This window comes from Veillonella sp. CNR 79/14 (assembly GCF_003992185.1).
GTDB lineage: Bacteria > Bacillota > Negativicutes > Veillonellales > Veillonellaceae > F0422.
Genome location: NZ_RQVH01000020.1, coordinates 17135 through 30536, shown reverse-complemented (window position 1 = coordinate 30536; position 13402 = coordinate 17135). Strand labels below are relative to the sequence as shown.

Here is a 13402-nt window from a genome sequence, read left to right as displayed (position 1 = left end):
TAATTGTGGAGTGATTACAACAAAAGAAGTTTTAGATTTAGGTTTTCATAAAGATACGTTAAAAGCATTAGTGCTAGATAATACATTGGAAAAAGTAGCGACAGGATTATATGCATTTCCCCATGAGAATATTGACGAGTATTTATATTTCTCACATCGTATAAGAAAAGGAGCTTTTTCACATGAGACAGCTGCTTATTTACATGGTTTAACGACAAAAGTACCTAATAATTTTGTTATGACTGTTATGGTTGGAGATAATGTTAGTCGAGTATCGAAGGTAAAAGACAATATTAACTTTAAATATGTAAATAAGGATCAGTTTAGTGTTGGGAAAGTAGAACAATTGAGCCCTTTTGGGCATCTTATCATAACATATGATAAGGAAAGAACGGTACTTGACATAATTCGTGATAAAAAGCGAGTTGATGCACAAGTTTTCAGAGAAGTAATACGTTCATATTTTTTTAGTAACGATATAAATTTATTAAAACTGTCTAAATATGCAGTAGAACTAGATATGGAAGATGAATTGAGACAATATACGGAGGTCATGCTATAAAAATAGCCTGCGCAAATGATGCACAGGCTGTTTTGTATTTATTTAGTGTAATTGGATGCTGTATAGATTCCAAGGGCTACCCAAATGAAAGAAAAGGCAATCATTTTATTGGTATCGAAGCTTTCACCGAAATAGAAGATGGCAATAAGTAAAGCGATGGTGGGCGATAGGTATTGCAGAAATCCTAACAGGTTTAAGGGTAATAATCGCGCTCCATAGGTAAATAAAACGAGTGGTGCCGAGGTGGTTAGACCAGAGATTACGAATAGTGCAGCTGTATAAGAATCATTTTGAAATGCTGTCCAAGAACTAGCGTCGATATACGTCGTGTATGCTAGTGCTAAAGGGGCTACAAGCCAAGCTTCAAAAGCGATGCTTGTAAAAGGATGAATCAATAGTTTTTTCTTCACTAGGCCGTAAAGACCAAAGGTTAAGGCAATGGCAAGTGCTAAATCAGGGGTGCTTCCCATTTGTAGAGAAATGAAGATGATGCCGATGGTAGCTAAGCCTACACTACACCACTGCGGAAATGTTAGCTTTTCTTTAAATACCAATACCCCTAATACTACATTTAGTAACGGATTGATGTAATAGCCAAAGCTAGTATCCATAACGCGGTTATTGGAGATAGCCCAGATGTATAAGCCCCAATTACTAGATACGAAGATAGAAGCTAGAAATAGTAGACCCAATTGAGATATATTCTGTCTTAAATGCAGGCAATCTTTCTTAAATTGTTTGTAATTCAGTCCGATAGCCACAAAGGACATAAAGAGGGCAGACCATATAATGCGGTGTGCCAGTACGCTATAGGCTGATATATGGTGGAGAAGACCCCAGTAGATGGGTAAAAGTCCCCAAATAAAATAGCAACTTAAAGCGGTGATGAGACCTTTTTTATTGGTTTGTTGCATAGATACCTCCTTTAGTGTATTCAGTTATCATAGTACCACAGATTACATACATGTTCTATAGGAAAATAATACGTATCATAGAAAACTGATACTATCACAAAAATAATAAGTTAAGATAATATAGAGTGACTTAAATATGAAATTTAGTTATATTTGAAAAATATATTGTAAAATGAAGATTCTATGAAGTATAATTATAAACAGCATGTTATTATGTATTGAAAGCAATACATATATATTAATTCGTATGGGTGTACGAAATTTTTTGGAGGTATATTCATGAAAATAACAAATAAGCGCATTTCTGCAGCTCTGTTAGCCTGTGTAGCATTGACTACATTTAGCGGCGTACACGCGGCATTTGATGAGCATTTAGACAATTATCAATTAGATACAAAGGTAGTGAAAGGTGATCGTTCTAAAGATCAATTTGGTAACACAGTAACAGAACAATCCTATTATCGTACAGGTGGTGACGTAAAAGTTATCACTCGTGATGAAATTGAAAAACGTCATTATTCTGATTTAACAGAAGCCATCAAACGTATTCCAGGGGTAACATTCCAAAACCCAGGATACCGTGGTGGAGAATATGGATACCAATTCTTCAACAATGGTATCTCTATCAATGGTGATACTCGTGTTATCGTGCTAGTAGATGGTCGTCGTGTAGATAATGCAACAAGTACACGTATTGCAGGTAGAAGTGCAACGGGTAGCAAATCTACTGGGGTTAACTTAGACCAAGTAACAAATATTAATGCCGTAGACAAGATTGAAGTAATCAAAGGTCCTGGAGCTTCTGCCTACGGTTCTGATGCAACTGGTGGTGTCATTAATATTATCACTCGCAAAGGTGGAGATAATCATCAAGGAACAGTTGATGTTTCTACTGGTTCTTGGGGTAAACATAGCTATGATTTTACCTACTCTGGTAGTGCAGGAAATGATAACTCCTTACATTATTTTGTGGGTGTAAATCGTGTTAAATCTGATGATACAAAATATCGTGATGGACATACCGGTGAAGTGGGAACATTAGGCGGTTCTCGTTTTGATGAAAGAGGTGCTAATGTACGTATCGATAAAGACTTTAGCGATACACAACGATTGACAATTTCCATCAATCATAAGCAAGGTAAAGATGGGTATCCAATTTCCACTCCAAATTTACAATATTGGAACACAAAAGATTGGAATCGAATCATCTTTGCTGCTGATGTAGGAACATTAGATGAAAAAGGTATGTTAAAACCAAAATCCACTACATCAGGTAATGTAGCAAATCCTGGATATCATAACTTATTTGCATTAGATGGACTTGTATATAATTCTTATAGTAAGTTCAAACATAATGATGTAGATGTAAAATATACATTTGACCGTCAATCTGATATGGAAAGCTTTGTACGTTTCTACAATCAAAACCATACATACTCTAAAACAGATAAATACAAATGGCATGTACCAGGTGTTGACATCAAGAAAAAATTCAGCGAAGATTTTCCACAAGGTGCAACAGATCCAGCTGCCTTAGATGAATGGATTACTAAAAACTTAGCTCCATTCCCAGGGGGTTCCAAAGCAGCCATTGAAGAGTGGTTGGCAAAAACAGGTGGTAAAGCGGGAGCGCCGACAGATTACAATACTGAAAAAAATCGTGGAGTCCAATTACAGGTAGCTCGTTCTATCGGTAAACACGATGTGATTGCTAATGTTACCTATGACAAAGCAACACAAATTAGTTATGAAGTAGACAATGGAGTAGGTACGACATCTGAGTTAAAACGTAACTCCTTATATGGTTATGTACAAGATAAAATTCATGTAAATGATAATTTTGATGTGACTCCAGCTGTACGATTTGCTAAATATGGTGATTACACAACAGAGGTCGGAAAATCGTTAGGTGGCGACACACATGTTGTGACACCTTCCTTAAATCTACAATATCGACTTGATGATACTAGCACAGTATTTGCAGGTTGGTCTAAGGTACTTCGCCCGTTGCGTAAAGGCGATTATATGTCTACCTATGGGGAATTCAAAACTCCTTTGCAAGATGAAAAAGGAAATGTATATACAGTAGGTTTGCAAAAAGAATTTAACAAAAAAACGATTGTTGGTGTAAATTATAGCTTAACAGATATGAGTAATTCTATTGCATCATTCCCAATTCGTGTAGAAGATAAATTTAAAAGTACTGCTGTTAATGCGAAACAAAAGAAAACTGCATTTAACATTACAATCGATCACAAAGTAAATCAACATTGGACTGTAGGCGCTGCATACAGTCATTTGAAGGATACTTGGGCTGTAAAACCAGGATACGTTGTGAATCCAGATTGGGGCTATAATGATTCTGGTGACATCAATACTGGTATTAATAAATTGCGCCCAGCAAACCATTATACATTAAATGTAAATTATGATGCAGGCAAATTGTCTTCAGGATTCTTAATGAACTACTATACAGGATCTAATTTAGCTGCCTTTACATCCAAGCGATTCTTAGTATTAGACTGGAATTTAAACTACGATGTAAATAAAGATTTAACTACTTATGTGGCAGTAACAAACTTGACAAATGAAGCATATGAAACAACAAGTAACTCTAGATATGGTTCTGGTAGCTCTGCAATGCCAGGTCGTCAAGCAATGATTGGTGCTAAATATAAATTCTAAAGGTTCACATAGAGAAGAGCTACCTAGTGTAGCTCTTTTCAGCATACATGAAGTCGACATAGCAATTTATTGGAATTTGTATATTAATGAATTGTATGACGATGTATATGAGATTCATATTTACTGTCATTATCATATAATATAAAAAATTCTATAGACTATTATTTTGATAAAAGATTTGATAAAAAAAGAAGAAATAAGATATAATTATACTATTGCGTTTATAATGTATAAAAGCAGTAGATAGTATACGATTTGTACGGGCGTACGAAATTTTGGAGGTATATTCATGAAAGTAACAAGTAAGCGTATCTCGGCGGCTCTGTTAGCCTGTGTAGCATTGACTACATTCAGCGGTGTACAAGCTGCATTTGATGAGCATTTAGACAATTATCAATTAGACACAAAGGTAGTGAAAGGTGATCGTTCTAAAGACCAATTTGGTAATACTGTAACAGAACAATCTTATTATCGTACAGGTGGTGATGTAAAAGTTATCACTCGTGATGAAATTGAAAAACGTCATTATGCTGATTTAACAGAAGCCATCAAACGTATCCCTGGTATTACATTCCATAACCCAGGATACCGTGGTGGGGAATATGGGTTCCAGTTTTTCAATAACGGTATTTCTATTAATGGAGACACTCGTGTCATTATTATGGTGGATGGTCGCCGTGTAGATAACTCTACAAGTACTCGTATTGCAAGTAGCAGTGAGTCAGGTAGTAAGTCTACAGGAGTAAATCTTGACCAAGTTATCAATATTAATGCAGTAGATAAAATCGAAGTAATTAAAGGTCCAGGAGCCTCTGTATATGGTTCTGATGCTACTGGTGGTGTTATCAATATCATTACAAGAAAAGGCAATGCAATTAATCAAGGGACTGTCGACGTTTCCACAGGAACATGGGGGAAACATAATTATGATATAGCCTATTCTGGAAGTGTAGGTAATGACAACTCTTTACACTATTATGTAGGCTTACATCGAGTGATGTCTGGAGATACAAAATATCGTGATGGATATACCGGAGGTATTGGAATATTGGGTGGCTCTCGTTTTGATGAGCGAAGCGCTAATGTACGACTTGATAAGGATTTTAGTGATACAGAACGTTTAACTGTATCTATTAATCATCAACAAGGTAAAGATGGATACCCGATTACTACACCAAATCAAAAGTATTGGAACCAAAAAGATTGGAATCGAATTATATTTAAAGCAGCTGTTGGTGAACGGGATGAAGATGGCAAGTTAGTCTTAAATGAAGAGTATTCAGGGGACTATGAGTACGAAACTAAATATAAAGTTGTGCAAAATGAAAAAGGAAATCCTGCCTACCATAATTTATTTGCCCTAGATGGATTTGGTTACAATTCATATAGTAAATATAAAAATAATGATGTGGATGTAAAATACACTTTCGATCGTCAATCTGACATGGAAAGCTTTGTTCGTTTCTATCATCAAAGTCATCAATATTTAAGTAGTGATAAATATGCTTGGGTATTACATGATGATGGAATGAGTAATAAGGCATTCAATTTAACGGGAGATCAATTTACAAAGGATTTCCCAGATGGGGCTAAAGATGGAGCTTTATTAGATGCATGGATTGAAAAAAATTTAGCCCCATTCCCTGGCGGTAGTAAAGCAGCCTTGGAAGAATGGGTAGCTAAAACGGGTGGAAAAGCACAAGATCCAAGACATTATTATGATGAAAGAAAGCGTGGGATTCAATTACAACTGGCACGTTCTATAGGTAAACATGATATCATCATGAATGTTTCCTACGATAAAGATCAAAATGATTATGTAGATCAAGTACGGAAAAGAAAAACATCTGTAAAACGTAACTCCTTATATGGTTATGTACAAGATAAAATTCATGTAAATGATAATTTTGATGTGACACCAGCTGTACGATTTGCTAAATATAGTGATTACACAACAGAAACGGGAAAATCGTTAGGTGGCGATCCACATGTAGTGACACCTTCCTTAAATCTACAATACCAACTGCATGATGGTAGCACAGTGTATGCTGGTTGGACAAAAGTTCTTCGTCCATTACGTAGTGGTGATTATGTTTCAGCCTATGATGGAACAAAAACAAACTTAAAGGATGAAAAAGGAAATGTATATACAGTAGGCTATCAAAAAATATTTAACAAGAAAACCACTGTAGGTGTAAACTATAGTCTTACTGACATGACAAATGCTATTGCTAGCTTTGAAATAAGAACTCCGAGGGGGTTTGAAAGTGTTCCAGTGAACGCAAATCAAAAGAAAACATCTTTTAATCTTACAGTAGATCATAAGCTTAATAAAAACTGGACTGTTGGTGTGGCATATAGTCATTTAAAAGATAGATGGTCTGCAAAACCAGGTTATGTAGTAAATCCAGCATGGGACTATAATAACTCTGGTGATATTAACACAGGTATTAACAAATTGCGTCCTGCAAATCATTACACACTCAATGTGAATTATGATGCGGGCAAAGTATCTTCTGGATTGTTAGTAAACTATTACACAGGCTCTAATATAGAAGCCTTTACATCGAAACGCTTTGTAGTAGTAGATTGGAATTTAAACTATGAGGTTACTAAGGATTTAACAACATATGTTGCAGTGACAAACTTAACGAACGAAGCATACGAAACTACTAGCTATGGTAATTATGGGCCAGGAAGTTCCGCAATGCCAGCTCGTCAAGCTATGATTGGTGCTAAATACAAATTCTAATATAATTTTAGAAAGGTCTACAAATTGTAGACCTTTCGTTTAGGTGAATAAATGAAAAAGTTATATATAACTGGATGTATGTTAGCTATCATATTAGGATTATACAGTGCACATCTACATGGTATGGAAGAATTTATTCCTATGCCTGATTATGTGGAAAGTACTGTTGTTTCCCAGGAAGTAGGACCTCGTACGGTAAATCAATTAACGAGCAAAGGAACGGATCAAGTGATTACCTATGAAGGGGAACCACGACGTATCATGGGGGTTTGGCAAAGTTCAGTAGAAACTTTACTTGCTTTAGGTGTAGGTGATCGTATGATTGCAGCTATAGGGGTGCCAGATAGCAAATATATAGCAGAAGAATATCGTGATGCTTACGAAAAGATTCCCTATAAAAGCATGGAAATTCCAGATGTAGAAACTACCTTATTATGGGAGCCAGACTTGCTTGTAGGCTGGTATTCTACCTTTCAGAAGAATAATTGGAAGAGTACAGATTTTTGGGCACAACGTGGGATTGATAGCTATATTTCAAGAGCATCCTATAAAAAATCTAAGAGAACAGTAGAGGGAGAATATCAATATATTCTTGATCTAGGTGCTATTGTTAATAGACAAGAACGCGCACAGGCACTGGTGAATCGAACGAAACGTGCAGTGGCAGAAGCAAGGGCTTATGGAGAAGCACAGCATACGAAAGATACGGTTCTGATACTCGAAAATTCGGGACGCCAGTATCGTGTGTATGATAAGGAAACATTAGCAGGAAATATGCTAGAAGAAATAGGGGGTCATCTTATTTCTGAGGCAGGACAGACAATCAATGCAGAAGAATTGATTCATTTAAATCCATCAGTTATCTTTTTAGTGCTAGTAGAAGAGGATTATGAACGGCAAGATGAACTTATAGACAATCTATACAAGAATCCTACATTACAACATGTGGATGCTATACGTAATCATCGAGTACATGGGGTTCCATTATTTATGGTATACAGCGCAGGCACTCGAGTTCATGATGGATTGAATCTTATGATTCACGGATTGTATCCTAATTTTACAGGAGGTATTCATGAGTAATCGAACACATACGCTTACAGTGGTGGGTGTAGGAATTATACTCATAGCCCTATTGATTGCGGGTATGGCATGGTCTTTATTTTTAGGAACTGTTCATATTCCAGCAAATACATTGTGGCAAGTGGTAGCATCAAAATTTGTCGATACCATTACGATTGAGGATCCACGACAAGGGGCTTTGAATGATATTGTATGGATGTTGCGTATGCCACGGGTTGTCTTAGCGGCTCTAGTAGGTGCGGGGCTTGCTGTTAGTGGTGTTATTATGCAAGCCATTGTTAAAAATCCACTGGCAGATCCATATATTCTAGGTATTTCATCAGGTGCATCTACAGGTGCTACAGTAGCCATTTTAATGGGTGTGGGCATTGCCTTTGGTGAAGAATACGTAGGTATTATGGCTTTCATAGGCGCTATGGTTATATCGTTTGGTGTACTTATTATTGCCAATATGGGTGGCCGTGCTAATGCGATTAAATTGTTGTTAGCCGGGATGGCCTTGAGCGCCGTTTGCAGTGCCTTTACGAGTATTATTGTATACTTTGCAAACGATAAAGAAGGGATTCAAAACGTAACCTTCTGGATGATGGGTAGTCTGGCAGGGGCTAATTGGGATTTGATTGGCATTATGCTACTTGTTATTCTAGTACCAATTGTCTTCTTCTGGTCCCAAACACGCATTTTGAACTTGATGTTACTAGGTGATGAAGTAGCCATTACCCTAGGTATAGATCTTCACAGATATCGTCAATTATACCTTGTGATGAGCTCGATTATGATAGGCTTTGCCGTGTATGCAGCAGGGATTATTGGATTCGTTGGGTTGCTCATTCCTCATATCGTACGTCAAGCGTTGGGCACAAATCATAAAGGTTTAATTCCTATATCTGCCTTAGGAGGCGCTTTATTACTAGTAGTGGCAGATACACTCAGTAGAACGCTCATTCCTCATACGGAATTACCGATTGGTATCTTAATTTCTGTGATCGGTGCGCCAGCTTTTGTATACTTAATGATTAAGCAAACCTATGCGTTTGGAGGTAATTAATGAATTTACAAGTAAAACAAGTTGCCTTTGGCATTGGACAAACGCAAATCTTACAAGGTATAGATTTAGACGTACAAGATCGTGAAATTGTAGGTTTAATTGGTCCCAATGGTAGTGGTAAAAGTACATTGTTAAAATGTATCTATCGTACATTACATCCTAATGCAGGACAAATTATGTTGAATGGCCGTGCCTTAGATGAACTTTCATTTCGTGAAAGTGCTTTGCAAATGGCGGTAGTGGCACAACATAATCAATACCAATTTGACTTTTCAGTGATGGATATTGTACTTATGGGGCGTATGCCTCATAAAAAATTACTTGAAGGTGATTCGCCAGAGGACTATACTATAGCTAGACAAGCCTTAGCACAGGTGGGGATGGACCATATGGAAACACGGAATTTCTTGAGCCTTTCAGGGGGAGAGCAACAGCGTGTGATTTTGGCCAGAGCCTTAACACAAGAAAGCCCATGTTTGATTTTGGATGAACCAACGAATCATTTGGATATCAAGTACCAATTGGAAATGTTGGAAATCGTTCGTGATGCGGGTGTAACTGTATTGATGGCTGTTCATGATTTAAACTTGGCATCCCAATTCTGTCATCGTTTAGTAGCCTTGGAAAAAGGACGAGTGGTTGGCACAGGGACGCCAAAAGAGTTGCTGACACCAGAGTTTATTCAAAATCTATATGGTGTACATAGTCGCATCGTAGAAGGTCCGACAGAAGATTCTATTCATATTATTTTTACGGAAACAGTGAAATAAGTATTTATGTATAAGGAGGTATCACATGGAATTATTTGAATTATTTATTAAAGGTGGATATGTAATGTATCCATTGTTACTTTGTTCTTTCATTGCTGTGATTATTTTTGTAGAACGGTTACGTTTTTATCGATCTATGCTAGATGATGTGAATGCGTTGCGTGAAACAATCATTCCTCTAGTACAACAAAGCAATTGGAAGGGCTTACAAGCCTTAAAAGAAACAAGCAAAGGGATGGCAACACATGTCATTGCAGAAGCAGCTCGTGGTGGCAATAATAAAGAACAACAAGAAAAATTGTTGGAAGCAGCAGCCATTAGTGAATCTGCAAAATTACGTCAATATTTAAACTACATCGAATCTATCGTAACAATGGCTCCTTTGTTGGGTTTGTTGGGTACAGTAACAGGCATGATTGGTTCTTTCAGCGTATTATCTATTTCTGAAGGACAACCATTTGCCATTACTGGTGGTGTAGGGGAAGCCTTGATTGCTACAGCCACAGGCTTGATCGTGGCGATTATTGCTTTGATTTTACATACATACTTAGTGCAACAACAAGATATTTTGATTAGCCAAATCGAAGATGCAAGTGCTATGTATATGGCGGAATTGGCAGGTGACAACCATGCGGCTTAGATCCTTACGGACTACGTCTAAACCGAAACTCATGATTATTCCAATGATTGATATCATCTTCTTTTTATTGGTATTTTTCATGATGAGTATGTTGACAATGGTCGTACAAAAATCTGTGCCAATTCAATTACCACAAGCGGTGGCATCGAAAGTGGACTTGCAACGTAAAATTCCAATTACTGTAACAAGTAACGGACAAATCTATGTGGAAGCACAACCGGTGACGCTTGACCAAATGATTCGTTACTTGCAAGCAGAAAAAGCGAAAGGCGATGATATGGTCGTTATCTTGCGTGGTGATGCGAAGGCTGAATATGGCGCATTTGTCACTGTTTTAGACACATTGAAACAAATGGGTATCGTGAAAGTATCCATTGCGACAGATAGTAAATAAGGAGGCACTATGGATAGACGATGGCGTATACCCGCAGTGATATCCGGACTGACAAATATAGGTCTTGTAGTACTTCTAGGCGTATTGGGTCATATCCAAACACCGACACCAGAATCGGATGAAATTGTAGAGGTGCAGTTGGTCCATGAGGACAAAGGTAGTGTAGGGCAACCAAGTGCAGGACCAGCAATTACAGCACCTCATACTGAAAAACGTGAAATTCCACCACCGATTACGAATTTAGCCGATGCAGAAGCGGTTTTAGAACAAGTGAAAGCGGAACCACCTAAGAGTGTATCTATTGTCGCACCACCCTCAGCACTTCCAGGAAATCCTGGAAGCGGTGGAGAAGGTACGGAACCTAGCGATGGAAATGGTGATGGTAACGGAACTGGCGACGGTGAAAGCACTGGAGAGGGTAACGGGGTAGATGGCAACGATGATGGGGTGATTGTTGATGCTGGTAGTTTATCTTTGGTCAGTGATGTAGAAGCACCGTACCCTCCTAAAATGCTCCGCCAAGGTAAAACAGGCACTGTAGTTGTTCAATTAGTGGTAGAAAAAGATGGATCGGTTAGCTCCGTAGATATTATCGGCGGCAGCGGACAACCTGAATTTGAAAGAGCCGTTATGCAAGTAGCATATCAGTGGACTTTCGTACCAGCCACTAGAAACGGACGACCAGTTCGAGCCTATGCAACGAGAACCTATCGGTTTGCATTATAAACTTAAATAGATGCATTCATGCATTGGCATAGATGCGGTACATAGCGCCATATGCTTCTGACTACGTGTAGTTAGAATTGTATGGCGTTTTGTGTTCCTAACAGAAAGGTATATAGGTTTTCGTAAGAAAAGGTGAGGCTCTTTTAGAAATAAACTACTAGCCTATCAATTGAAAAAGGTATATACTATGCCATGATATACAATGTAAAGGAGGCGTTAGTATGGAAGTTGTTAGTCAAGAGGTAAAAAGTCGTTTTTTACGCTTGCAAATGAATTCTTTGATTGGTGTATGGATTGGATATGCAGCCTATTACTTAGTGCGTAGTAATTTCAATTTAGCGTTGCCGTATTTATCTGGTGAGCTAGATTTAAGTAAAACGCAATTAGGCTTATTATCTAGCTGTCTATTGATTACATATGGACTTAGCAAAGGATTCATGTCTGTGTTGGCAGATAAAGCAAATCCGAAGTATTTTATGGCTATCGGTTTGACTTTATGCGTCATCTTAAATGTATTGATGGGATTCACCACACATTATTCCTTATTTATCGGACTCGTTATTTTATTAGGTTTATTCCAAGGGATGGGTGTTGGACCTTCAATTATTACGGTAGGCTATTGGTTTCCTAGATCTCAGCGGGGTCGTGCTAGTACGATTTGGAATATGTCCCACAATTTAGGCGGAGGCATTGTAGCACCTATCGTGGGTGTAGCGATTGGCTATTTAGGAACAGAGCATTGGCGAATCGGTACATTTGCAGTACCAGCTATCTTGGCCGCTATTTGTGTGCTATTAGTCTTGTATTTTGTTCGTAAGCGACCAACCGAAGAAGGATTGCCAACTGTAGAGGAAGTATTCCAAGAGGAAGCGGCAGGACAAAAATCTGCTAAAATGGCAGCGGACAAACCAGAGAATATGAATGCATTCCAAGTATTCTACAACTTTGTATTTAAAAATCCAAACTCTTGGTATTTGGTATTAATCGACGTATTCGTATACATGGTACGCTTTGGCATGATTACTTGGATTCCTTTATACTTACTGAAAGTAAAAGGTTTTACGAAAACAGAGATGAGTGTAGCGTACATGTTGTTTGAATGGGCTGCTATTCCATCTACTATCTTGGCAGGCTACTTAGTAGATAAATACTTCAAAGGTCGCATTATGCAATTACCAATCTATTGCTTAGTGGTAATCTTTGCTTGTGTGATTGGGTATATGAACTCTGATAGTATTTTGTGGGCCACTGTATTTGCTTGTATTACAGGCTGCTTGATTTACATTCCACAATCTATGATTCCAGTACAGGCAATGGAAGTCATTCCAACCTTTGCCTTAGGATCTGCCGTGGGCTTGCGTGGTTTTATGAGTTACCTTGTGGGTAGTTCCTTAGGAACAACACTCTTTGGTTTCGTTGTAGACCATTGGGGCTGGGACATGGGTTTCTACACATTGCTAGTGGGTGTAGTCCTTTGTATGTTCTCTTGCTACTTATCTAATAGAGGAGTACAAAAAATCTATGCGGCTGCTGATAAAGCATAAACAGATATTTCAATGCTAATAAAAGAATAGACATTAGTAGAATATGCTAGTGAAAGTTACGAAGGAAAGCCTAAAAGTAGGCTTTCCTTTATTGCATGTATGGTAGTTGTATTGAAATTTGAGTGTGCACAGTATGAAAGTATACAGATTTATATCATCGATGATAGGAGAATAAAAAAACATGCTGTGGTAGAAACGGTAGTAAAAGTTTGCATCCCATGACATAAAATCATTATTTTGATTAAGAATTTGGAGTCCATGACATAAAACTATTATTGTTATGA

11 protein-coding genes are annotated in these 13402 nt (G+C 37.7%); 10 read left to right on the top strand and 1 reads right to left on the bottom strand.

The genetic code is table 11. The features are described 5' to 3' along the window. The coding region (locus EO119_RS06730) for a type IV toxin-antitoxin system AbiEi family antitoxin domain-containing protein (RefSeq protein WP_126941117.1) at positions 1-562 on the top strand (562 nt) is incomplete at its 5' end. Between the two features lie 38 nt (positions 563-600). On the opposite strand, the gene rarD is transcribed toward EO119_RS06730, so the two are convergent. After that, a complete protein-coding gene (gene rarD / locus EO119_RS06725) occupies positions 601-1476 on the bottom strand; it encodes an EamA family transporter RarD (protein ID WP_062403276.1) in 876 nt (291 codons plus the stop codon). A gap of 279 nt (positions 1477-1755) precedes the next feature. On the opposite strand from rarD, the gene EO119_RS06720 reads away from it, so the two are divergent. From EO119_RS06720 to EO119_RS06680, 9 genes are all read left to right on the top strand, one after another. Next, a complete protein-coding gene (locus EO119_RS06720; RefSeq protein ID WP_206168798.1) occupies positions 1756-4161 on the top strand; it encodes a TonB-dependent siderophore receptor in 2406 nt (801 codons plus the stop codon). 289 nt (positions 4162-4450) lie between these two features. Continuing rightward, positions 4451-6913: a TonB-dependent receptor gene (locus tag EO119_RS06715; protein WP_126941115.1), complete on the top strand. Its 2463-nt coding sequence runs from the start codon at positions 4451-4453 to the stop codon at positions 6911-6913. A gap of 51 nt (positions 6914-6964) precedes the next feature. After that, the gene (locus EO119_RS06710; protein WP_126941114.1) at positions 6965-7996 is read left to right on the top strand and encodes an ABC transporter substrate-binding protein; all 1032 of its coding nucleotides are present in this window, start codon (positions 6965-6967) and stop codon (positions 7994-7996) included. Beyond that, a complete protein-coding gene (locus EO119_RS06705; RefSeq protein WP_126941113.1) occupies positions 7989-9044 on the top strand; it encodes an iron ABC transporter permease in 1056 nt (351 codons plus the stop codon). The genes EO119_RS06710 and EO119_RS06705 overlap by 8 nt, the downstream gene beginning before the upstream one ends. Beyond that, a complete protein-coding gene (locus EO119_RS06700) occupies positions 9044-9814 on the top strand; it encodes an ABC transporter ATP-binding protein (protein ID WP_126941112.1) in 771 nt (256 codons plus the stop codon). Before EO119_RS06705 ends, EO119_RS06700 begins: the two co-directional genes overlap by 1 nt. 25 nt (positions 9815-9839) lie before the next feature. Continuing rightward, positions 9840-10454, top strand: a complete 615-nt coding sequence (locus EO119_RS06695; protein ID WP_126941111.1) for a MotA/TolQ/ExbB proton channel family protein — start codon at positions 9840-9842, stop codon at positions 10452-10454. Next, on the top strand, positions 10444-10848 hold the full coding sequence (locus EO119_RS06690) for a biopolymer transporter ExbD (protein WP_062403271.1): 405 nt from the start codon (positions 10444-10446) through the stop codon (positions 10846-10848). Before EO119_RS06695 ends, EO119_RS06690 begins: the two co-directional genes overlap by 11 nt. Before the next feature lie 9 nt (positions 10849-10857). Next, positions 10858-11574: an energy transducer TonB gene (locus EO119_RS06685; RefSeq protein ID WP_126941110.1), complete on the top strand. Its 717-nt coding sequence runs from the start codon at positions 10858-10860 to the stop codon at positions 11572-11574. Between the two features lie 221 nt (positions 11575-11795). Then, positions 11796-13118 (top strand): MFS transporter, encoded by a 1323-nt coding sequence (locus tag EO119_RS06680; protein WP_009372184.1) that lies wholly within the window; start codon positions 11796-11798, stop codon positions 13116-13118. Positions 13119-13402 lie beyond the last annotated feature (284 nt).